The organism is Pseudomonas sp. 2hn (assembly GCF_019646095.1).
Taxonomy (GTDB): Bacteria; Pseudomonadota; Gammaproteobacteria; order Pseudomonadales; family Pseudomonadaceae; genus Aquipseudomonas; species Aquipseudomonas peradeniyensis.
The window spans coordinates 2,573,586-2,596,046 of sequence record NZ_CP081016.1; the positions used below are offsets into that span (position 1 = coordinate 2,573,586).

The 22,461-nt window shown below is 66.6% G+C and carries 18 protein-coding genes; 7 read left to right on the forward strand and 11 right to left on the reverse strand.

Features of this window, described 5'->3' with window-relative positions:
• Positions 1 to 14 precede the first annotated feature (14 nt).
• Positions 15 to 1,301: a HAMP domain-containing sensor histidine kinase gene (locus K2O50_RS11725; RefSeq protein WP_050705622.1), complete on the reverse strand. Its 1,287-nt coding sequence runs from the start codon at positions 1,299 to 1,301 to the stop codon at positions 15 to 17.
• Positions 1,298 to 2,038 carry a response regulator gene (locus K2O50_RS11730; RefSeq protein WP_050705623.1) on the reverse strand — a complete coding sequence of 247 codons (741 nt, stop codon included), beginning with the start codon at positions 2,036 to 2,038 and terminating at the stop codon, positions 1,298 to 1,300. Before K2O50_RS11730 ends, K2O50_RS11725 begins: the two co-directional genes overlap by 4 nt.
• Positions 2,039 to 2,257: 219 nt before the next feature.
• On the opposite strand from K2O50_RS11730, the gene K2O50_RS11735 reads away from it, so the two are divergent.
• Together K2O50_RS11735 and K2O50_RS11740 are read left to right on the forward strand one after the other, a co-directional pair.
• Complete coding sequence (locus tag K2O50_RS11735) at positions 2,258 to 2,533, forward strand: DUF2790 domain-containing protein (RefSeq protein WP_050705624.1); 276 nt, start codon at positions 2,258 to 2,260, stop codon at positions 2,531 to 2,533.
• Complete coding sequence (locus K2O50_RS11740) at positions 2,523 to 3,068, forward strand: thioredoxin family protein (RefSeq protein ID WP_082337734.1); 546 nt, start codon at positions 2,523 to 2,525, stop codon at positions 3,066 to 3,068. Before K2O50_RS11735 ends, K2O50_RS11740 begins: the two co-directional genes overlap by 11 nt.
• Positions 3,069 to 3,192: 124 nt before the next feature.
• On the opposite strand, the gene K2O50_RS11745 is transcribed toward K2O50_RS11740, so the two are convergent.
• The 5 genes from K2O50_RS11745 to xthA form a co-directional block, all read right to left on the reverse strand.
• Positions 3,193 to 4,200, reverse strand: coding sequence for a GlxA family transcriptional regulator (locus K2O50_RS11745; RefSeq protein WP_050705625.1), 1,008 nt, complete (start codon positions 4,198 to 4,200; stop codon positions 3,193 to 3,195).
• Positions 4,201 to 4,330: 130 nt separating this feature from the next.
• Positions 4,331 to 6,775 (reverse strand): TonB-dependent receptor, encoded by a 2,445-nt coding sequence (locus tag K2O50_RS11750; protein ID WP_050705626.1) that lies wholly within the window; start codon positions 6,773 to 6,775, stop codon positions 4,331 to 4,333.
• 230 nt (positions 6,776 to 7,005) lie between these two features.
• On the reverse strand, positions 7,006 to 8,670 hold the full coding sequence (locus K2O50_RS11755) for a cyclic peptide export ABC transporter (protein WP_050705627.1): 1,665 nt from the start codon (positions 8,668 to 8,670) through the stop codon (positions 7,006 to 7,008).
• Between the two features lie 131 nt (positions 8,671 to 8,801).
• Positions 8,802 to 9,680 (reverse strand): formylglycine-generating enzyme family protein, encoded by an 879-nt coding sequence (locus K2O50_RS11760; RefSeq protein WP_050705628.1) that lies wholly within the window; start codon positions 9,678 to 9,680, stop codon positions 8,802 to 8,804.
• Positions 9,681 to 9,865: 185 nt separating this feature from the next.
• Positions 9,866 to 10,678: an exodeoxyribonuclease III gene (gene xthA / locus K2O50_RS11765; protein WP_050705629.1), complete on the reverse strand. Its 813-nt coding sequence runs from the start codon at positions 10,676 to 10,678 to the stop codon at positions 9,866 to 9,868.
• 163 nt (positions 10,679 to 10,841) lie between these two features.
• On the opposite strand from xthA, the gene K2O50_RS11770 reads away from it, so the two are divergent.
• From K2O50_RS11770 to K2O50_RS11780, 3 genes are read left to right on the forward strand one after another with little or no spacing between them, the layout of a single operon-like run.
• The gene (locus K2O50_RS11770) at positions 10,842 to 11,492 is read left to right on the forward strand and encodes an N-acetyltransferase (RefSeq protein ID WP_050705630.1); all 651 of its coding nucleotides are present in this window, start codon (positions 10,842 to 10,844) and stop codon (positions 11,490 to 11,492) included.
• A gap of 53 nt (positions 11,493 to 11,545) precedes the next feature.
• Complete coding sequence (locus K2O50_RS11775; protein ID WP_050705631.1) at positions 11,546 to 13,288, forward strand: autotransporter assembly complex family protein; 1,743 nt, start codon at positions 11,546 to 11,548, stop codon at positions 13,286 to 13,288.
• On the forward strand, positions 13,285 to 16,959 hold the full coding sequence (locus K2O50_RS11780; protein ID WP_052896491.1) for a translocation/assembly module TamB domain-containing protein: 3,675 nt from the start codon (positions 13,285 to 13,287) through the stop codon (positions 16,957 to 16,959). The genes K2O50_RS11775 and K2O50_RS11780 overlap by 4 nt, the downstream gene beginning before the upstream one ends.
• Before the next feature lie 18 nt (positions 16,960 to 16,977).
• Here K2O50_RS11780 and K2O50_RS11785 read toward each other — a convergent pair whose 3' ends face one another.
• Entirely contained in the window at positions 16,978 to 17,358 is a 381-nt protein-coding gene (locus K2O50_RS11785; protein ID WP_050705633.1) for a Mor transcription activator family protein, read from the reverse strand.
• A gap of 436 nt (positions 17,359 to 17,794) precedes the next feature.
• Between K2O50_RS11785 and K2O50_RS11790 the strand changes: the two genes are divergently transcribed.
• On the forward strand, positions 17,795 to 17,983 hold the full coding sequence (locus tag K2O50_RS11790; protein ID WP_011533313.1) for a hypothetical protein: 189 nt from the start codon (positions 17,795 to 17,797) through the stop codon (positions 17,981 to 17,983).
• A 36-nt stretch (positions 17,984 to 18,019) separates the two neighbouring features.
• Here K2O50_RS11790 and K2O50_RS11795 read toward each other — a convergent pair whose 3' ends face one another.
• Positions 18,020 to 18,382 carry a fe2+ zn2+ uptake regulation protein gene (locus K2O50_RS11795; protein WP_050706026.1) on the reverse strand — a complete coding sequence of 121 codons (363 nt, stop codon included), beginning with the start codon at positions 18,380 to 18,382 and terminating at the stop codon, positions 18,020 to 18,022.
• Between the two features lie 199 nt (positions 18,383 to 18,581).
• Here K2O50_RS11795 and K2O50_RS11800 point away from each other — a divergent pair, with 199 nt between their 5' ends.
• Complete coding sequence (locus K2O50_RS11800) at positions 18,582 to 20,888, forward strand: acylase (RefSeq protein WP_371263143.1); 2,307 nt, start codon at positions 18,582 to 18,584, stop codon at positions 20,886 to 20,888.
• Between the two features lie 148 nt (positions 20,889 to 21,036).
• On the opposite strand, the gene lpxH is transcribed toward K2O50_RS11800, so the two are convergent.
• The gene (lpxH, locus tag K2O50_RS11805; RefSeq protein WP_050706024.1) at positions 21,037 to 21,759 is read right to left on the reverse strand and encodes a UDP-2,3-diacylglucosamine diphosphatase; all 723 of its coding nucleotides are present in this window, start codon (positions 21,757 to 21,759) and stop codon (positions 21,037 to 21,039) included.
• Positions 21,756 to 22,256, reverse strand: coding sequence for a peptidylprolyl isomerase (locus tag K2O50_RS11810; protein ID WP_050706023.1), 501 nt, complete (start codon positions 22,254 to 22,256; stop codon positions 21,756 to 21,758). Before K2O50_RS11810 ends, lpxH begins: the two co-directional genes overlap by 4 nt.
• Positions 22,257 to 22,461 lie beyond the last annotated feature (205 nt).

Sequence of the window (22,461 nt, forward strand, 5' to 3'; positions counted from 1 at the left end):
GCAATGCAAGGACCTCAGCGCAGTTCGACTTGCGCGCACAGTCCCCCTTCGGCACGGTTGCGCAGGGTCAGGCTGCCGCCCATGGCCTGGGTCAATTGCTGGGCGATCGCCAGCCCCAGGCCGGTACCGCCGGTGCTGCGGTTGCGCGAACCCTCGACCCGGTAGAACGGCTTGAGCACGTCGTCGAGTTCCGCCTCGGGGATGCCCGGGCCATCGTCGAGCACGCGGATCAGTGTCACGCCGTTCTCGCAGCCCACCTCCAGCTGCGCGGCGCCGGAGAACTTGAGGGCATTGTCCACCAGGTTCACCAGCACCCGGCGCAAGGCATGGGGACGGGTTTGCAGGGTCGCCTGGGCGCTGCCGCAGCGGTCCACCCGGGCGCCGCTGTCCTGGTAGTCGAATACCAGGGAGTCGAGGAAGGCGTCGAGGTTGACCCGGCACGGCGCCTCGGTGCCGCTGTCCATGCTGCGGGCATAGGCCACGCCTTCGCGCACCAGGTGCTCCATGGCGTCCAGGTCGTGCGCCAGCTTGTCCTTCTCCTGGCCGTCGTCCATCTGCTCGACCCGCAGCTTCATGCGCGTGATCGGCGTCTGCAGGTCGTGGGAGATGGCGGCGAGCAGCTGCATGCGCTCCTTGAGGTAGGCGGCGATGCGTGCCTGCAGCGCATTGAAGGCCACGGCGGCGTAGCGCACCTCGCGCGGGCCGCTCTCGTCGAGCTGCGGGCCGGGGCTGTTCGGGTCGAGGTTGTCCACCGCCTGGACCAGGCGGGTCAGCGGGCCGATGGCCAGGCGCACGGCCAGCCAGGTGCAGGCCAGCAGCACCGCCAGCTGGATCAGCAACACCACCGGCAGCCAGGTGGCCACCGGCACCGGGGCAGGGGTGACGTCGATGGTCAGCGGCGCGCCGTCGGCCAGGCGCAGGTGAGCCTGGAAGTGCGCGTTGGGGCCGGGGATTTCCTGGAAGGTCAGGGCGTAGCGGTCACCGATGGCCTTGACGATGGACTCGGCGGCCATGGGCGGGTCGGCGCTGGGCATGGCTTCGCCGGGCAGGCCGCCGTCCAGCCGGTAGCGGTAGGTGCGCCGCTCCAGGCGTGACAGCCAGGCCGGGCGCTCGGCGGCGGGCAGGCGGTCGAGGATGGCCACCGAGGTCGAGACATCCAGCTCCAGGTTGCTGAGCATCATCGAGCGGCTGCTGACGTAGCGCTCGTAGGCCTGCAGGCTGAACGACAGGCCGTAGGCCAGCACCAGCCCGGTGAAGAAGATCAGGGCCAGGCGCGAGGCCAGGGTGCGGGGCCATTTCATGCCGGCGACTCCAGCAATTGCACCGGTAGCGAGAACACGTAGCCTTCGCTGCGCACGGTCTTGATGCAGGTCGGCTCGCGGGCGTCGTCGCCCAGGCGCTGGCGCAGGCGGCTGACCAGCAGGTCGATGGAGCGGTCGAAGATGTCCGCCTCGCGGCCCTGGGTGAGGTTGAGCAGTTGCTCGCGACTGAGCACCCGCTGCGGATGGTCGAGGAACACCCGCAGCAGGCGGTACTCGGCGCCCGACAGCGCCACCAGGGTGCCTTCGTTGTCGAGCAGGTGGCGGGCGGTGGTGTCCAGCCGCCATGGGCCGAAGGCGATCAGCCGGCTGCTCTCGCTGATGGTCAGGTTCGGCGGCAGCATGCGCGTGCGGCGCAGCACGGCGTTGATCCGCGCCAGCAGCTCGCGGGCGGAGAACGGCTTGGTCAGGTAGTCGTCGGCGCCCATCTCCAGGCCGATGATGCGGTCGGTCTCGTCGTTGCGCGCGGTGAGCATCAGCACCGGCGTGTTGCGGTGCTTGCCGGCGCGCAGTTCGCGGCACAGCAGCAGGCCGTCGTCGCCGGGCATCATGATGTCGAGGACGATCAGGTCGACGGCGTTGTTTTCCAGGAAGGCGCGCATCTGCCGGCCATCGGCGACGATGCTGGTGCGCAGCCCGTTCTTCTTCAGGTAGTTGCCGACCAGTTCGCGGATCTCGCGGTCGTCGTCGACGATCAGGATGTGATCGGCGTGTTCCATCGGGGTGTCCTTGTACGTGGGGAATGGGCGCAGTGTACCGAGTGGATCCGGGCTTGCCTGCCCGGGTTTGTATTGCAGTGTATCTGCTGGCGACATAGATACAGGAAGAAGCACGGCGGCCCCTGGCCGGACACATGCGCGATACCTGGCAGGCGTGAAATGGCTCTCGACCGGGGAGGGAAGCCTCCCCACACAAGACCTCGCATCAGGAGACACGCCATGACTATCAAGACCCTCGCCAGCGCCGCCCTGTTCGCCGTCCTCGGCCTTGGCTCCCTGGCTGCCCAGGCCAGCAGCAGCTCGCTCAATGACGCCAGCGTGATGCAATACCGCTACGGCGACCGGCTGGATGTGAAGAAGGTGCTATCTGTGAAGGATGCGCCAGGCACCACCTGCGGGCCAGTGAAGACCCGCATGGACTACCTCGACTCCCAGGGTAAGCCGCAGAGTGTCGAGTACCGCTCCTACGCCACCAGTGGCTGCCATGACAACTGAGGCGCGCGGCAAGCGCCGCCTGCTCAAGGCCGGCGGCGTGGCCCTGGCCCTGCTCGGGCTGGGCCTGGCCGGCCACCTGCTGGCCAGGGACAGCTACGGCCCCATGCCGTCGCTGGCGGGGGCCGAGCAGTGGCTCAACTCGCCGCCGCTGGATGGCACCGCGCTCAAGGGCAAGGTGGTGCTGGTGGACTTCTGGACCTACGACTGCATCAACTGTCGGCGCAGCCTGCCCCATGTCAACGACTGGGCGCGGCGCTACGGCGAGCAGGGGCTGGTGGTGGTCGGGGTGCATACACCGGAGTATGACTACGAGCACGACCTGGGCAATGTCCGGGCCCAGGTGCAGCAACTGGGCATCGCCTACCCGGTGGCGGTGGACAATGGCTACCGGATCTGGAACGCCTGGGGCAACCAGTTCTGGCCGGCGCATTACTTTGTCGATCGCAAGGGGCAGGTGCGTCATGTGCACTTTGGCGAGGGGGATTATGCGGGGCAGGAGGGGGTGATTCAGGCGTTGTTGAATGAGCCGGGTTGATTCGTTGTCCGTTTCGGCCCTATCGCGGGGCAAGCCCGCTCCCACGCAGGCGGCCAGATGACGGTCGTGGGAGCGGCGGTGCGCCGATGCGACTTGCCCCGCGATAGGGCCGGCCCAGGCAACATCATTCCCCGAGCCGCTGCTCGCGTGACGGCGGATAGCCGAAATATGCCGCATAGCACTTGCTGAAGTGCGAAACCGAGACGAACCCGCAGGCCACCGCCACCTCCATCACCGACAGGTCCGAATACTGCAGCAATCGTCGGCTCTTGGTGATGCGCAGCTCCATGTAGTAGCGCCGGGGCGAGGTGCCCAGCTGGGCCTGGAACAGGCGGTCGATCTGCCGCCGCGAACGCCCGGAGTAGGTGGCCAGCTGGTCGAGGCTCAGGGTCTCCTCGAGGTTGTTCTCCATCAGCTCGACGATGGTGCGCAGGTGCAGGCTCATGGACTTCTTAGCCCCCGGCCCGACCTGGCGATAGCGCGCCCCGGAGAACGACAGGATCTCCTCGACGCCTTCGGCCAAAGCATCGCCGTACAGCCGCCGGACCAGCCCGAGCATCAGCTCCATGGCGCCGTTGGGACTGGCGGCGCTCAGGCGGTCGCGGTCGAGGGTGAAGCTGGCCGGGGTGATGCGCGTCTGCGGGCTGATCTCGGCCAGGCTGGCGCGCTGCTCGGGGTGCACGCTGCAACCATAGTCGTCGAGCACCCCGGCGCGGCCGAGGAACCAGGCGCCGTTCCACAGCCCGCCGAGGGTCATGCCGTGGCTGGCGCAATCGCCCAGCAGGCGGTCGAGGTCGGGGTATTTCAAGGGTGTGCGCAGGCCGCCGCAGATCACCAGCAGGTCGAGGTCCTGCAGGCTGCGCGGCGCCAGCGGACTGGCCACCAGTTCCAGGCCCAGGTCGCTGAGCACGCGGTCACCCGCCAGGGACAGCGGGGTGGAGGTGAAGCTGTCGGCGCGCAGCAGGTTGGCGGTGACCAGCACATCCATCGCCACGGTGAAGCTGGCCATGGAGAAATGCTCGAGCAGGACGAAGTCGACGCGGTAGGGGCGATGGTTGCCGGTATCGCCGGACTTGAGCCGCAGCATGTTGCTGGTGCTGGTCTTCTTGCTGAACTGACGTGGCGTGGGCACTGCGGACTCCGCTTCCTGGCTGGCGCGCACGAGTGTGCGGCGGGACGCGGGGAAAGACAACAGGGGCGCTCGCTGGCGCTGAAAGCACAGCGCCCCCTCGAGAGGGGGCGCCGGTCATGCAACGCGGGGCTTAGAAGTCGCCGCGCAGGGTGAACATGTAGCTACGCGGGGTGCCGTAGGTGGTACCGCGGGTCCAGTAGCCCATCGAGTCGAAGTACTTGCGGTCGAACAGGTTCTCGACGTCCACGCCGACGGTCCAGTGCTCGTCGAGCTTGTAGGCGGCGCGGGCGTCGAAGATCGCACGGCCGCTGTTGTACGCCTCGTTGTAGGCATCGACGTAGGAGTTCTGCGCCGATACGCCACCGCCGACGCTCAGGCGGTTCCATTCACCCGGGAAGGTGTAGTTGGTGTTCACGCGCACCATGTGTTTCGGGGTCTGTGCCGAGATCGGGCCGCCCTCGGACGAGCTGGTGGTGTTGTAGGTATAGCCAGCCGCGACCTGCAGGCCCGGCAGCAGTTCGCCGGTGGCCTCGGCTTCGAAGCCCTTGCTGCGGTTGATGCCGTCGCCGTTGGTCCAGCAGCGGCCGGCCGGGTCGGTCGGGCACTTGCCGCGGTTGGCCGTATCCTGCAGGGCTACGTCTTCCTGCTCGATGTAGAAGACGGCGAAGGACACGTTCAGGCGCTTGTCGAACAGCTCACCCTTGATACCGGTCTCGTAGTTCGAACCGACGGATGGGTCGAGCACGCTGCCGCTGACGGTGCGGTAGTTGGACTGCGGCAGGAAGATGTCGGCGTAGCTGGCGTACCAGGACCACTGGTCGTTCAGGTCGTAGATCGCACCGACGAAGGGTGTGAATTCCTCATCCTGACGACTGGTGGTCACCTTCGGGCCGTTCCAGGCTTCGTTCTTGTACCAGCTCAGGCGGCCACCGAGAACGAAACTCAGGTCTTCGGTCGCGTGCAGGCGGGCGCTCAGGTAAGTGCCGTAGCGGGTGTCGATGGTGTCGTCCATGGACTTCCAGCCGTTACGCTGCAGCTCGGGGATATTGCTGTGGTCGGGATCAAACACATTGAGCGGGATAGGGCTCGGTAGCGCGATGGTGTTGTCCTTGTCGTTCATCTTGCGCTTGGACCAGTTGGCGCCGAGGGTCAACTGGTGGGTCAGGCCGAAGGCCTCGAAGGTGCCGTCCAGGTGGCCGTCGACGGCATTGGAGGTCACATCGAACTTGTGATAGCTGACGGTGTTGACCGTCGGACCGCCGGGGGCGTTGTACTCCAGGGTTTCCCGCGCGCCCCACTCGATGGCGCTACGGTTGTAGCCACCCTCGGAATGGGACAGCGCCAGCTTGGCGGTCCAGTTGTCGTTGAAGCGGTGGGTGAGGTCGGCAAACACCTCGTCCATGTCGGTCTGCAGCTTGGTCCAGTCCTGGCCCAGGTAGGTCGAGCGTTTCAGGTGCGGGTTGCTGCCATCGGGGTTGTTGGGGATGCCCAGCACGCTGTAGCCGTCGATGCGCGAAGTCTGGCGGCGCAGGCCCAGGGCGACGGTGGTGGCATCGTTCAGGTCGGCCTCGACGATCCCGTACAGCAGTGGCCGCTTGGACTTGGTGACGTCGGTGAAGTAGCCGCGGTCCTCATAGGAGGCGACCATGCGCCCGCGCAGGGTGCCCTGGGGGTTGAGGCGGCCGCTGGCATCCAGGTCCAGGCGGTAGTTGTCCCAGGAGCCGGCGCGGGTGATCACGGTGAAGCGCGGGTCGGCGGTCGGGCGCTTGCGCACCAGGTTCACCGCGCCGCCCGGGTTGCCGGCGCCGACCAGCAGGCCGGAAGCACCACGCAGCACTTCGACGCGGTCGAAGATTGCCATGTCCGGGGTCATCCAGCCGGTGTAGGCGTAGGCCTGCCCGGGCACGCCGTCGACCATGTAGCTTTCGTCGGTGAGGTCGAAACCACGGGAGCTGAAGTGGTGGTTGCCGTAGCCGCGGTTGGCGCGGGTGATACCGGTGGTCTGGGCCATCACCTGGTCCAGCGAGACCAGGTTCTTGTCGTCCATCAGCTTGCGGGTGACCACGGTCACCGACTGCGGGGTTTCACGCAGCGATTGCGCGGTCTTGCCGATGGTCACCGCACCGGTGGTGTAGGAGTTGCTGCCCTCGGTGGTGGCGCCGAGCACCTGGCCGTTGATGGTGGTGGCGTCCAGGGTCATGGCCGAGCCGGACTCCGCCGCGCCGCTGATGATCAGGGTGTTGTCCTGCACGCTGTAGCGAATCCCGCTGTTCCTGAGCAGCTCCCCAGCTGCCTGGGTTGGCGAGAAGCGGCCCTTGACCGGGCTGCTGCGCAGGCCCTGGACGGTTTCCGGACTGAACAGCACCTGCAGGTTGCCCTGGCGACCCAGCTCTTGCAGGGCGCTGGCCAGCGACTGGGCCGGGATGTCGAAGTCCTGCTCCTGGGCCTGCACCTGGGCGGCCAGCGGCAGGGACAGGGCGAGGCCGAGGGTGGCCATGGCCGGCGAGGAGCGCAGCATCCGGCGCAGCATCAGCGCTTTGCTCAAAGGGGTCAGGGTGTTGGCTGGTATTGGCATTTTTATGCTCTGGCTCAAGGTACGCAAAGTAAATGAAAATTATTCCGTTGCGAGTAGGACGCATGCGAATGCCAAAACCGGAAAAATAATTATTGCGGTTGGTAGAGGCGTGACCTGCGACTTCCCTGTAGGCAGGGTTGATTCAGCGTGCGGCAATAGGGGAACGAGCGGTGCGGCGGGGAATTTAAGTGGCGCGGGCGGTGACAGGGCCACCGCCCGTGGAGGAGGGGTCAGGCGGGCAGGGCCGGCTCCTGGTTGCGTTCGACCAGGATCTTGCCGCTGTGCATGCGCACCAGCTGGTCGGCCACCGGGAAGTAGCGGTCGTCGTGGGAGATGACGATGATGGTCTTGCCCTGCTGCTTCAGCTCCGGCAGCAGCTCGGTGTAGAACACCCGGCGGAAGGCCGGGTCCTGGTCGGCGGCCCACTCGTCGAACACCAGCACCGGACGCTGGTCGAGCCAGGCGTTGATCAGCGCCAGGCGCTTGCGCTGGCCGGTGGACAGGTCGGTGGTGGTGAAGCTGCCGTCGCGGATCCCGACCTTGTGGGCGATGTCCAGGCGCTCGAGGTACTTGGCGGCCTCCGGCGGCAGCTCGGCGAGGCCCGGCAGCGGTTCGTCGAACAGGTAGTAGTCGGCGAAGATGGTGGTGAACAGCTGGCGGTAGTCGTCCAGGCGCTGCGGTGTGACCGCTTCGCCGTTGAGGCGCACCTCGCCCTGTTGCGGGGTGTACAGGCCCAGCAGCAGCTTGATCAGGGTGGTCTTGCCGCAGCCGTTCTCGCCGACGATGAAAACGATATCGCCCTGGCGGATGGTCAGGTCCACCGGGCCCAGGTGGAACGGCTGGCTGCCTTCGACCTGGGGATAGTCATAGCGCAGCTGGCGCAGTTCGATGGAGCTGACCTCGGTCACCTGTGGTGCGCGGTCGCTGACCAGCAGGTGTGGCTCGGGCGATGAGAAACGCTGGGACAGCTCGGCGATACGGCGCAGGGCGATCTGTGCCCGGCTGATGCTCGGCAGGTTGGTGATCAGCTGTTCCAGTGGCCCCTTCATGTACAGCATCACCAGCACAAAACCACCCAGCACGGTCTTGTCGGTGCTCGGCCACAGGGCCTGGAAGGCGATGGCGATGCCGATCACCGCGAAGAACAGCATCGAGCCGAAGGTCTCGGCGCTGACGAAGATGTTCGCCGCGCGGATGTTGGCCTTGCAGATGCGTTCGGTGGCGCCGTGGATCAGCTGGTCGTGCATATGCTGGCGGCGCTGGCGCTGGATGCGCAGCTCCTTGGCGCCGCCGGAAAGGGCCTGGTAGTGCTTCTGCAGTTCGTCTTCGTTGTTGCGCGCGGTGAGGATGTTCTTCATGCCGTGGCGGTGGGCGAGGAACTGTGCGCCAGTGCCGATCACCACGGTCAGCACGGTGACCAGCAGGATCTGCCAGGACAGCAGCGCCAGGTAGGACAGGCAGCCGAGGGTGACGGTGAAGGCGATGACCATCGGCGCCACCGACAGGGCGAAGGCGCTGATGGTGCTGACGTCGTTGAGCAGTACCGGGATCAGGCGGTGGGCGCGGTAGCGTTCCAGTTGCGCGATCGGTGCCACCAGCACCTTGGCGGCCAGTTCGCGGCGCAACCGCGCCACCACCTTCTGCCCGACGTAGTTGGTCAGCAGGTTCGAGCCGGTGGAGCAGGCCAGGGTCAGCAGGCACAGGCCGCCGAACAGCAGGGCGGTGCGGGTGTCCGGCCCGCCCACGGCGTTCATCGCGCTGTTGATGGTGGCCAGCAGGGCGGTGACGCTCAGGCCGCTGACCACGCCGAGGGCCGCCGAAAGCGCGACCAGCATCCAGAACGGCTTGAGTATCCGCAGGGTTTCCTGGGCGAGGCTGGGGGTCTTGGACGTCATGGAGTCATCTCGTGAGTATTCGTTGGCGCAGGGCGGCGGACCAGGCCCTGATCTTGGTAGACGAGAGGGTTTTGCGCGGATTTAGTGGCGAGGCGGATCCGGCGCCAGGGGGCGCCGGAAGTGGGGAGGGCTTAGAGTTCGCGGGCGACGCGAAAACCGATCCAGTCGCCGCGCAGGGTGGAGCTGCGTTCGTTGCGGTTGCCCGAACGGGAGAAGATCGGCGCCTCGGTGTAGTCGTTGCCGCGGATCACCCGGCGGTCCTCGCATTCGCTGCTGTTGGTCTGCGGGCTGCCATCGGTGGGGGCGGTTGCGTAGCTGTCGACGTAGCAGTCGCGGGTCCACTCGTAGACGTTGCCGTGGCCGTCGTAGACGCCGTAGGCGTTGGGCGGGAAGCTGCCGACGGGCGAAGTGAAGGAGAAGCCGTCCGTGGGGCCGTAGGTGTTGGCGTGCTTGGAGATCTGATATTTCTGCTCGTCGTTGTCATCGAGCGGGAAGGGGAACGGCCCGGTGCTGCCGCCGCGCACGGCGTATTCGCGCTGGGACTCGCTGAGCACCTTGTAGACCTTGCCGGTCTTCTTCGACAGCCAGGCGGCGTAGGCCTCGGCCTCGTGGAAGTTCAGGCACACGGCGGGTTGCCGGTCACCCTGCTGGTAGCGCGGCACGCCCGCGATGCATTCGCGGCCCGGGCGGGTGTCGCCGTTGGGGACCTTGTAGCCGCTGGCCTTGAGGTAGGCTTTCCATTCCCCGTTGGTGATCTGGTACTGGCTGACGGCAAAGGCTTTCTTGAAGGTCACCTGGTGCAGCGGGCCTTCGTCGTCCTGGCGGCCTTTTTCGTCATTCGGGGTACCCATCATGAAGCTGCCGGCGGGCAGCACCACCATTTCCGGGCAGGTCTTGGCGCAGTCGCGGAACACCGTGCCGGGTTTGTGCGCGGGCGCCGCGGCCAGGGCCGGCAGGCTGCAGGCGACCAGCAGGGCGGCCAGGGTGAGGCGGTTCAGGGGTGCGGTCATGGGGAAGCCTTGTTCAGGGTTGCTGGGCAGACAGCGGGAGTTCGTGCTGATGGACGAAATGAACGCGGCGATGTTTAAGGGGGATTTGTGTAAGTGTTTGACGAGAGAGGTGTGGCGCCTATGAGATCGAGCGGCGCTCGATCTCATAGGCGCTGCAAGGCTATCGTCCAGCGCCTGATAGCAGCTCAACCCAACTCAAGCCAGATCGGCGCATGGTCCGAAGGCTTTTCCATCCCGCGCAGTTCATAGTCGACCCCGGCGGCCTTGACCCGTGGCAGCAAGCCCTGGGAGGCCATGATCAGGTCGATGCGCAGGCCGCGCTTGGGCTCGTCCTCGAAGCCGCGGCTGCGGTAGTCGAACCAGCTGAAGCGGTCTGCCACTTCCGGGTACAGGTGGCGGAAGCTGTCGACCAGGCCCCAGCCCTTGAGTCGCTCCATCCACTCGCGCTCCTCGGGCAGGAAGCTGCACTTGCCGGTCTTCAGCCAGCGCTTGGCGTTATCCGCGCCGATACCGATGTCGCAGTCCTGGGGCGAGATGTTCAGGTCACCCATCACCACCAGCGGCTGGCTGTTCTGGAACTGGCTTTCCAGCAGCGCCTGCAGGTCGCTGTAGAAGCGCTGCTTGGCCGGGAACTTGGTGGGGTGGTCGCGGCTCTCGCCCTGGGGGAAGTAACCGTTCATGACGGTGATCGGCGTGCCGTCGGCATCGGCGAAGGTGCCCCAGATGAAACGGCGCTGGGCGTCCTCTTCATCGCTGGCAAAGCCTTTGAACAACGACAGCGGCGCCTGGCGCGAGAGCAGGGCGACGCCGTAGTGGCCCTTCTGGCCGTGGTAGTGCACGTGGTAGCCGAGCGCCTCGACGTCGGCCAACGGGAACTGATCGTCGCTGACCTTGGTTTCCTGCAGGCCGATCACGTCCGGCTGGTGTTTGTCGATCAGCGCCGCCAGCTGGTGCGGACGGGCGCGCAGGCCATTGATGTTGAACGAGACGATCTTCATGGAAAGACGATCCTGGTAAAAGCCACGGATGCTAGCCGACATCGCCGGCCACGGCCAGCATGGCGCCGCGCGGCGGGCACTGCTAACGTGCTGGAGGAGGTGAACCCAGCGCCGGAATCTGGCTCCAAGGCACTGTACGCCCATTCCAGGAGGACTGCCCGCAATGCCCGACGTCATCGCCGCCCCGGCCCGCACCTGCCTGCTCGACGCCGGCTACGCCCGTGAGGCGCGTTCGCTGCTCTACCATGCCTATCGCCACGAGCCGACCTTCGCCTGGCTGTTCGAGGGCCAGCGCCCCGGCTACGAGCGTCGCCTGCGGGTGATGGTGCGCGAGTGGGTGCGCCAGCACTTCTATCTGCAGCTGCCGGCAATCGGCCTGCTGCTGGAGGACCGCCTGGTTGGCCTGGCGCTGATCGTACCGCCGCAGCGGCGCCTGGGCGTGGCCGACAGCTGGGCCTGGCGCCTGCGCATGATCCTCGGCACCGGCCTGCGCTGCACCCGGCGCTACCTGGACTACCAGGCCGCGCTGGCCGGCTGCCTGCCGGGCGACAATGTCCATGTCCTGCCGCTGCTGGGCGTGCACCCGCAGTTCCAGGGCCAGCACTACGGCGAGCAACTGCTGCAGGCCGTGCACGACTGGTGCGCGGAGGACGCCAGCACCGAGGGCGTGGTGCTGGACACCGGCAATGCGCACTACCTGGCGTTCTACCAGCGCCAGGGCTATGAAGAGATCGGCGAGATCGCGGTGGGACCGATCAGGGAGCGGGTGTTCTTCCACCCCAATCCCCGATCGTCCAGGGTGGCGAACCTGTGACAGGTGGTTGCCGACAACCCTCTTGACCCCTTTGCTCTGGTAGCATGCCGCGCATGACGTATTCAGGAAGACTTGGCTGGGGCCTGCTGTTGCTGGCCGCCAGCTCCATGGCATGGGCGCAGAGCGAATTGCTGGTGCGGGTCAAACCCGCCAACAAGGCGCTCAAGTCCAATATCGAAGGGTATATCGGCAGCCTGGGCGAGCGCGACGAAGAAGCCTTGCTGCGCTTCAGTCGGGGCGCCGAGGAGCAGACGCGCAAGGCGGCCCAGGCCCTGGGCTACTACCAGGCGCGGGTCGAGACCGAGGTCAAGCCCGCCAGCGAAAAGGACAAACCTGCGCAACTGATCATCCGGGTCGAGCCCGGCGAGCCGGTGCGCCTGCGCAACGTGACCGTGCGCATCGACGGGCCGGCCAGCGAACTCAAGGCCTTTCGCATCCCCGACAGCAAGGCGCTGCGCCCGGGCGAGCAGCTCAACCACGGCACCTACGAGGATGCCAAGCGGCTGATCCAGAACCAGGCGTCGCGCTACGGCTTCTTCGCCGGGCGCTTCGAGCGCCAGCGCCTGGCGGTGGACCCGCAGGCCGGCGTGGCCGACATCGAGCTGGTCTACCTGAGCGGCCCGCGCTACCGCCTGGGCGCGGTGACCTTCGGCGGCGACGCGCCGCTGGACAACGACCTGCTGCAGCGCATGGTGTCGTTCAAGCCCGGTACCCCCTACGACTCGGAACTGATCGCCGAACTCAACAACGACCTGCAATCGAGCGGCTACTTCGACAGCGTGCGGGTGGACGCCGCGCCCACCGCCGCGGTGGGCGAGGACATCCCGGTGGACGTGCGCCTCGATACCCGCAAGCCGCGCACGCTGGGCCTGGGCCTGGGCTTTTCCACCGACGTCGGGCCGCGCGGCAAGGCCAACTGGACCCGCCACTGGGTCAACCCGCAAGGGCACAGCTATGGTTGGGAAACCGAGCTGTCGGCGCCCCGGCAGAACGTCGGGCTGTGGTACGACATCCCGCTCGACCCGCCGCTCACCGACAAGCTGCGCTTCGCCGGCGGCTACCAGAACGAGGATATTTCCGGCACCGACACCTTGAGCAAGCTGCTCACCGTCGGCCCCGAGTGGCACAGCAAGCTGCCCAGTGGCTGGCAACGGGTGATCTCGCTCAAGTACCAGCGCGAGGAATACCGCCTGGGCGACGATTCGGGCTTGAGCAACCTGCTGATGCCGGGTGTCAGCTTCTCGTACCTGCGCAGCGACAACCGCATCGATCCGCACAACGGCTACCGCTTGCAGTTCGACCTGCAGGCGGCCAAGGAAGGCCTGGGCTCGGACACCAACCTGATCCACGGCAACGTGCTGCTCAAGGGGCTCACCACCCTGGGCCAGAACCATCGCTTCCTTGGTCGCGTGCAGTTCGGCGGCAGCGCCACCAACGGCTACCAGCAGAACATCCCGCCGTCGCTGCGCTTCTTCGCAGGTGGCGACCAGAGCGTGCGCGGCTACGACTACCAGTCGCTGTCGCCAAAGAACAACCAGGGCGACCGCATCGGCGGCCGCTACCTGGTGGCCGGCAGCGCCGAGTACCAGTACTCGATCGCGGAAAAATGGCGCCTGGCGACCTTCGTCGACCAGGGCAACTCGTTCAACTCCCTGGAGTTCCCCAGCCTCAAGACCGGTGTCGGCATCGGTGTGCGCTGGGTGTCGCCGGTCGGGCCGCTGCGCCTGGACCTGGCCCGCGCGCTGGACGATGACGGTGGTTTTCGCTTGCACTTCTCCATGGGGCCCGAGCTGTGATGCGTGTGTTCAAACCGATCCTGCTGGTGCTGGCGGGCTTGCTTTTGCTGATCGTCCTGGCGCTGGGGCTGGTGCTCGGCACTCAGGCGGGCAGCCGCTGGGCGCTGGCGCGGGTGCCGGGGCTCGAGGTCAGCGATTTTACCGGGCGCCTTGGTGGCAGCTGGCAGGCCAGCCTGCTGCGTTGGTCCGCCGGCGACGATCGGGTCGAGCTGCTGGCGCCACAATTGGCCTGGTCGCCGACCTGCCTGCTGCGTGCCACATTGTGCGTCGAGCGCCTGCAGGCCGAACGCATCGACATGGCCTTCGCGCCGGGTGAGGACAGCCCCGACAGCGGCCCGCTGCGATTGCCGGCGCTGAACTTGCCGCTGGGCATCGAACTGGGCGAGGTCAAGGTGGGCCAGTTGCGCCTGGATGGCAGCGACCTGCTGGGCGACCTGAGCCTGGCCGCACACTGGACCGCCACCGGGCTGCGGGTGGACAGCCTGCAACTGCGCCGCGACGATCTGCGCCTGGATATCCAAGGCGACCTGACGCCCCAGGGTGACTGGCCGCTGCAACTGCAGGGCACGCTGCAACTGCCGACGGTGGATGGCAAGCCGTGGCAGCTGGCCTTGAACGCCAAGGGCGAGCTGCAGAAGACCCTCGCCATCGAGGCCACCAGCAGCGGTTACCTGGACGCCCGGCTGAACGGCGAATTGCAGGCCCTGGCCGAACACCTGCCGGCCCGCCTGAGCATCCGCTCGGAGGCCTTCAAGCCGGCGGGCGAGTTGCCCGACACCTTGCAACTGAACCAGCTCAAGCTCGATGCCCAGGGCGACCTGCTCAAGGGCTACCAGCTCTCAGGCTCGGCCACCTTGCCCGCGGAGCAAGGGCCGGTGGGCCTGGTGCTGGTCGGCAAGGTGGACGCCAAGGGCGCCCGAGTCGATGCCCTGGACCTCAACGCCAGTGACACGCAGCGCCTCAAGCTGCAGGCCAGCGCCGACTGGCAGCAGGGTCTGAGCGCCGACGCCAGCCTCGACTGGCTGGACTTCCCCTGGCTGCGCCTGTATCCGCTGGAGCAGGCGCCCCAGGTCACCCTCAAGCGCTTCAACGCCCAGGTGCAGTACCGCGACGGCAGCTACAAGGGCACATTCAACGGCGACCTGGACGGCCCGGCGGGCGCTTTCAGCCTGGCCAGCCCGTTCGAGGGCGACCTGGGCCAGGTACGCCTGCCGCAGTTGTTGCTCAGCGCGGGGCAGGGCAAGGCCGCAGGCAGTGTCGCCCTGCGTTTCGCCGACACCCTGGCCTGGGATGTCGACCTGCAATTGTCGGCGCTGGATCCGGCCTATTGGCTGGCGGAGCTGCCGGGCACCCTGGCCGGGCCGCTGCGCAGCCAGGGCGAACTGAAGCACGAGCAGCTGGCGCTCAAGGCGCAACTGGACCTCAAGGGTCGCCTGCGTGGCCAGCCGGCGCTGGTCAAGGTCGACGCCGAGGGCGCTGGCGAGCGTTGGACCCTGGGCAGCCTGGCGGTGCAACTGGGTGACAACCGCATCAGCGGCAGCGCCAGCCTGCAGCAGCGCCTGGCCGGGCGTATCGACCTCGACCTGCCGCGCCTGGGCCAGCTCTGGCCGCAACTGCAAGGGCAGGCCAAGGGCCGTCTGGACCTGGCCGGTACCCTGGCCGCGCCCCAGGGCACCCTGACCCTGCAGGGCCAGCAACTGGGCCAGGCCGACAACCGTGTGCAGCGCCTGGACCTCGATGCGCGACTGGACAACGCCCAGCGCGGCCAGCTGACGCTCAAGGCCGGTGGGATCCGCCTGGGGGACACCGCCCTGGGCAGCCTCGATGTGCAAGGCAAGGGCGATATCCGCCAGCAGGCCGCGACGCTGGCCCTCGATGGCCCGCAACTCAAGCTCGACCTGGCGCTGGACGGTGCGCTGAACAAGGGCGACTGGCGTGGCCGCCTGGCCAGCGGGCGCATCCAGGCCGGCGGCCAGGATTGGCAGTTGCAGGCACCGGCGCGCCTGCAACGCCTGGCCAGCGGCCAGCTCGACTTCGGTGCCCACTGCTGGCGCTCCGGCCAGGCCAGCCTGTGCGGCGAGGACCAGCGCCTGGCGCCGGAGCCGCGCCTGCGCTACCACCTCAAGCAGTTCCCGCTGGACAGCCTGGCCCAGTGGCTGCCCAAGGACTTCGCCTGGCAGGGCCTGCTCAATGCCGACATCAACCTCGACATCCCCGCCAGCGGGCCCAAGGGCAGCATTCGCATCGATGCCGGCGGCGGTACCCTGCGGGTGCGCGACAAGGATCGCTGGATCGACTTCCCCTACCAGGTGTTGCGCCTGGACAGCACCCTGGCGCCGCGCCGGGTCGACACCCGCGTGGATTTCCGTGGCGAGCGCCTGGGCGAGCTGAACCTGAATGCCCGCATCGACCCGCTGGGCCGCAACAAACCGTTGTCCGGCGACTTCCGCCTGGCCGGGCTCGATCTGTCGGTCATCCGCCCTTTCCTGCCGATGGTCGAGCGCCTGGCCGGCCAGCTCAACGGCAGCGGGCGCCTGTCGGGTAGCCTGCTGGCGCCCCAGGTCAATGGCAACCTGGCCTTGAGCGGCGGCGAAGTCAGCGGCGCGGAGCTGCCGGTCAGCCTCGAGGATCTGTCGCTGCAGGCACTGATTGCCGGCGAGCAGGTGCAGTTGAACGGCAACTGGCGCAGCGGCGCCGCCGGCCGTGGGCAACTGGCCGGTCACCTGACCTGGGGGCAGGCGCTGGGCATGGACCTGCGCCTGCAGGGCCAGCAACTGCCGGTCAGTGTCGAGCCGTACGCGGCATTGGAGGTGGCGCCCGACCTGACCATCCGCCTGCTGGACGATCGTTTGGCGGTCACCGGCAAGGTGCTGGTGCCCAAGGGCAAGATCACCGTGCGCGAGTTGCCGCCGTCGACGGTCAAGGTCTCGGATGACACGGTGATCGTCGGCCACCAGACCGAGCAGGGCAAGCCGCCGATGGCGGTGGCCATGGACATCGATGTCGAGGTCGGCAGCGAAAAACTGTCGTTCAAGGGCTTCGGCCTTACCGCCAACCTGCTGGGCCATGTACATATCGGCGACAACCTCGACACCCGCGGAGAACTGAGCCTGGCCGACGGGCGCTATCGGCAGTATGGGCAGAATCTGACCATCCGCCGTGCGCGCCTGTTGTTCGCCGGACCCATCGACCAGCCGTACCTGGACATCGAGGCCATCCGCCAGGTCGATGACGTGATTGCCGGTATCCGCCTGAGCGGCAGCGCCGAGCAGCCGACCACCAAGGTGTTCTCGGAGCCTGCGATGAGCCAGGAGCAGGCGTTGTCCTACCTGGTGCTGGGCAGGCCGCTGAACAGCTCCGGCGAGGACAACAACATGCTTGCCGAAGCGGCGCTGGGCCTGGGCCTGATGGGCAGCGCCGGCCTGACCGGTGGCCTGGCCTCGAACCTGGGCATCGACGACTTCCAGCTCGATACCCAGGGCACGGGCAACAAGACCAGCGTGGTGGCCAGCGGCAATCTTACCGAGCGGCTTAGCCTGCGTTATGGCGTCGGCGTATTCGAGCCGGCCAACACCATCGCCTTGCGCTACAAGCTCAGCAAGAAGGTGTACCTCGAGGCCGCCAGCGGCCTGGCCAGTTCGCTGGATATCTTCTACAAGCGCGATTTCTAAGCCCGGTGGAGTGCCTGCTCAGCGGGCATGGCACTCCTGGCGACGAATGTTGCCGATCTGCCGCAGGCTCAGACCGTACTTGTTGGCCAGCAAGCTGCGGGACAGCCCGTTGGCGCTTTCCTTCTGGATCTGCTGGTTGCGCAGCTGGCGCTGGAAGTGATCGGGCTTGGGGATTTCCAGGGCCAGGCCGGCATAGCGCTCGATCAGCGCGTCGAGCGCTTCGGACGGCAAGAGATCGGCCAGCTTGCTGCGGTCGCGGTGCTTGGGAATGTACTTGGGGCGTCCGCCAAAAGCGCAGGTCAGGCGGTAGGCGCTGTCCAGGCCGATGCACTCGATCAGCGCCTGCAGCGATTGAGGCAGTTGGGTGATGTCGATATTGCTCAGGTCTGGCTTTTCCACGAAATGGTTCCTTCCGTCATGTAGGTTTGGCAGACGCCGAGGCCCGGTTGGCTGCGGCGTGGTCGGCCACGGGTGGCGGTCCGAGTGGCGTGGTCCGATTTTCGAACAGCAGCGGAAAGGGTCGCTAGGCGCGAAGCGGACCGGAGCTTGTAGTCGCAACTGCCTGTTGTTTGCGGGCAGCCTGATCGCGTGAAGTAGGAAACGCCTTCACCCTTTAGCTACAGGCCCCAAATCGTCTAGTGAAGGGGTTCCATGATGGCGGTTTGGGTGTGTGACCCAGGCCTTCGCGCGCAGACACGCCCGGGTGTCCTGGGGTGAGGAGGTCTGTGCAGGGAAAGGGGGGCGGGCAGGAACTTCAGCGGGGGAAAAGCGGGCGAGGTATCATGGCGTCGGCTCCGCTGGAGCCTCATGTCCCCGATGTCGCAAGGAATTTCCGATGACCCACGTGCAGCGCCTCAAATACTCGATCCTGATCATCCTGGTGGTCCTGGGGATCATGCTCGGCCTAAGCTACCTGCAGAAGCAGGGCACTATCAGCGAGCAGACGTTCCAGTACATCGCCATCGCCATCGCGGTGGTCGTGGTGGTGATCAACGGGATCCTGCGGCGCAAGGTCAAGCCCTGAGACGGGCGGGCCGGCATATCCTTGCCGGCCAGGCGCTCAACGCGAGACGGGTTGCTCGAGCACGGCCCGGGCCTGGGGGTTGAGGCTGTAGCACTTGTCGCTACCCAGGCTGATGACGCCTTCGCTGCACAGGCGCTTGAGCACCTCGCGCACACTCAGGAACGACAGCGGAATATCCAGTTGCTCGAGTTGCGCATGCACGCCGCGCACGCCAATGCTGCGGCCACTGCGCCCGGCGGTGTGCAGCGCGTCGATGACCTTCAGGCGGATCAGGCTGGTGCGCAGGCCATAGGCGCGCAGCAGCTCGCGGATCTGTTCGTTGCCCACGCGTTCCTCCTGGGGGGCGGCGGCCTGGCCTGGGGCGGGCGGCGCCGATAGCGATTGTTGCGGGTTGTACATGTGAATGCTCCTTTTCGTGGACTGTCCCGAAATCATGGGTGCCTCACATCTAAAGACGAATGAGATCGACAAAACTGCAACCCTCGGTGAAAAAAATCTGACACGTTCTGTTGAGGACGTTGCAGCCTCGCGTCGACCGTAAAATTTTCATCCGGCCATTCGTCTGTTCGGGATGACCCCGATAGCACGAGGAGTGCCTGTGATCCCTCTTCCCCTGTTCCGCCTGGGCCTTGCCGCCGCCCTGGTTGCCTCCAGCCTGGCTGTCCAGGCACGGGAGGTCGCCGACGAGGCCTCTGCGCAGATCCGTCGCACCAGCTTCGGCGTGCCGCATATCCTGGCCAAGGACGAACGCGGCCTGGGCTACGGCATCGGCTATGCCTACGCCCAGGACAACCTGTGCCTGCTGGCCAACGAGGTGCTGACGGTCAATGGCGAGCGCTCGCGCTATTTCGGTGGCGACGCCAAGACGGTCGAACAGCGCGACAACCTGTCCAGCGACCTGTTCTTCACCTGGCTCAACGAGTCGGCGGCGGTGGACGCCTTCCTGCAGGCGCAGCCGGTGGCGGTACGCGACCTGCTCGACGGCTATGCCAGCGGCTACAACCGGGCCCTGGGCGAGCGGCGTGCCCAAGGCCTGCCGGCCGAGTGCGGGGCAGGGGACTGGGTGCGGCCGATCAGCAGCCGCGACCTGGTCAAGCTGACCCGGCGCCTGCTGGCCGAAGGCGGTGTCGGCCAGTTTGTCGAGGCGGTGGTGGCCGCGACCCCGCCGGAGCTGGCGGCGCAACGCCCGACGGTCGACTACAGCATGGCCTTGGCGCGCCAGGCGCAGTTCGCCGCCGAGCGTGGCAGCAACGCCGTGGCGGTGGGCAGCGAGCGTTCGGCCAATGGTCGCGGGCTGCTGCTGGCTAACCCGCATTTCCCCTGGATCGGCGGGATGCGCTTCTACCAGATGCAACTGACCATCCCCGGACAGCTGGATGTGATGGGCGCGGCCCTGCCGGGCCTGCCGGTGGTCAATATCGGTTTCAACCGCCATCTGGCCTGGACCCATACCGTCGACACCTCGAAGCATTTCACCCTCTACCGCCTGCAGCTGGACCCCAAGGACGCGACCCGTTACCTGTATGACGGCCAGTCGCTGCCACTCGAGCGCAAGCAGCTCAAGGTCAAGGTCAAGGGCAAGGACGGCACGCTGAGCGAGGTGGAGCGCACCATCCACCTGTCGAAGTTCGGCCCGGTGGTGCAATGGCCAGGGCGGCTGGACTGGGACAACCAGGCGGCCTACAGCCTGCGCGACGCCAACCTGGACAATACCCGGGTGCTGCAGCAGTGGTACCGGATCAACCGCGCCGATAGCCTGGAGGCGCTCAAGGCCTCGGTGGGGCAGTTGCAGGGTATTCCCTGGGTCAACACCCTGGCGGTGGATGCCGCCGGCCAGGCCTTGTACCTGAACCAGTCGGTGGTGCCCTATGTCGACCAGACGCTGCTGGCGCAGTGCAGTAATCCGGCGGCCTCCGGCCCGCTGGTGGTGCTCGATGGCTCGCGCAGTGCCTGCCAGTGGAAGGTCGACGCGCAGGCGGCCCAGCCGGGGATCTTCCCGGCGAACCTGCTGCCGAGCCTGGAGCGACGCGACTATGTGCAGCATGCCAACGATTCGGCGTGGATGGCCAACCCGGCCCAGCCGTTGACCGGCTTCTCACCGCTGGTCAGCCGTGCCGACCAGCCCCTGGGCATGCGCAGCCGCTTTGCCCTGCAGCGCCTGCAGGGCAAGGACAAGCTGGGTGTCGCCGAGCTGCAGCGCATGGTGTTCGATGACGAGGTGTACCAGGCCAGCTTGTTGTTGCCGGACCTGCTGCAGTGGTGCAAGGGTGTGGAGGCGGATATTGAGCCAGTGTGTGCCAGCCTGCGGGCCTGGAACGGCAAGGCCGACCTGGACAGCAGTGTCGGCCTGGTCCACTTCATCAATATCGCCGGCGCGTTGGCCGAGCACCCGCAAAGCTGGCGCGTGCCGTTCGACCCGGCCGACCCGCAGCACACCCCGCGTGGCCTGGCGGTGGAGCAGGCCGCGGTAGGCAAGCTGCTGCGCGAGGCGGCGCTGGCGTCGCTGGAGCAGGTGGGCAAGGCGGGCATCGCCGCCGATCAGCGTTGGGGGCAGATCCAGCAGGCTGCCGATGGCACGCCGGTACCCGGTGGTCCGCAGGCCCTCGGTGTCTACAACGCGATGGTCAGTGTGCCGGTGGGGCCGGGCAAGCGCCTGGTGGTCAGTGGTTCGAGCTATCTGCAGGTGGTCAGCTTCACCGAGCAAGGGCCAAAGGCTCAGGGATTGCTGGCGTTCTCGTTGTCGAGCGAAAAGGCGTCGGCGCATACCGCCGACCAGACGCGGGCCTTCGCGGCCAAGCAACTGGCGCCGATCCCGTTTACCGAGGCGCAGATCAAGGCTGATCCGCAGTATCGGCAGTATGTGATCAGCGAGCGGGACAAGGGGCGGGTGGTCAGCGCCCAGTAATCAGGCGTCCTCTGTAGGAGCGGCCTCGTGCCGCGAAAGGGCTGCAAAGCAGCCCCGGCGTTCGTTGCATAATCGCTGAAATCGGGGGCCGCTTTGCGGCCCTTTCGCGGCACAAGGCCGCTCCTACAGAGGGCTGCGCGTCTGCCGCTCAGGAAAACTCGAACGGCGCCAGCTGGAAGCCCTGTTCGTCCACCTGCAACGCCCAGCCCCGACGATCCCAGTCCCCCAGCACGATACGCCGCGCCGGCTGGCCGTCGACCACCAGCTTGTGCAACGCCGGCCGGTGGGTGTGGCCATGGACCAGGGTGCGCACGCCGTGGGCGGCCATCACCTTGGGCACTTCCTCGGGGGTGACGTCGACGATCTCGGTGCTCTTCATCCGCGTCTGCGAGCGGCTTTCGCTGCGCAGCTTGCGCGCCAGCTTGTGCCGCGTGCCCAGCGGCAGGTGCCGCAGGATCCACAAGGTCAGTGGGTTACGCAGGTAACGGCGCAGCTTCATGTAGGCCACGTCGCGGGTGCACAGGGTGTCGCCGTGCATCAGCAGCACCGCCTCGCCACCGAGTTCGACCACGCTTGGGTCGGCCAGCAGGGTGCAGCCGGCGGCGTCGCAGAACGCCTGGCCGATGAGGAAGTCGCGGTTGCCGTGCATCAGGTAGATCGCCGTGCCGCTGTCGCTCAGCCGGCGCAGGGCCTGGCAGATCGACTGCTGGAACGGCGTCATCGCATCGTCGCCGATCCAGGCTTCGAAGAAGTCGCCGAGGATGTACAGCGCCTTGGCATGGCGGGCGCGGCCGTCGAGCAGATCAAGAAACGCCCGGGTGATGTCCGGGCGTTCTTCTTGCAGGTGCAGATCGGAGATCAGCAGTATCACTCAATGATCTCGGCTTTCTCGATGATCACGTCTTCTTTCGGTACGTCCTGGTGGCCAGACTTGGAACCGGTGGCGACTTTCTCGATGGCGTCGACCACTTCCTTGCCTTCGATCACTTCACCGAATACCGCGTAGCCCCAGCCCTGCACGTTCTTGCCGCTGTGGTTGAGGAAGCCGTTGTCGGAGGCGTTGATGAAGAACTGCGCGGAGGCCGAGTGCGGCTCCATGGTACGGGCCATGGCGATGGTGTACTTGTCGTTCTTCAGGCCGTTGTCAGCTTCGTTCTGGATGCTGGCGCGGGTCTTCTTCTGGCTCATGTTTGCGTCGAAACCGCCGCCCTGGATCATGAAACCCTTGATTACACGGTGGAAGACGGTGCCATCGTAGTGGCCTTCCTTGACGTACTGAACGAAGTTCTCGGTGGTCAGCGGGGCTTTCTCTGCGTTCAGTTGCAGGACGATATCGCCGTGGTTGGTGCTCAGTTTGACTTTGGACATGCTGAAATTCGCTCTTTCAAGGCATTCGGGAAATAGGGTGCGCGGTGCGCTCGGATGACCTGACGCAGGATCAGGCCGCCGCGGCACACGCCACTGGGGCGCCATTGTGCCGGATTGTAGACCGCTGCGGCGACAAAACGCGCCACTTTGTCGGTGCTCCGGCTGTCAGCAGCTTGACTGCTTCGGCTATGATAGGCGCTTTGAT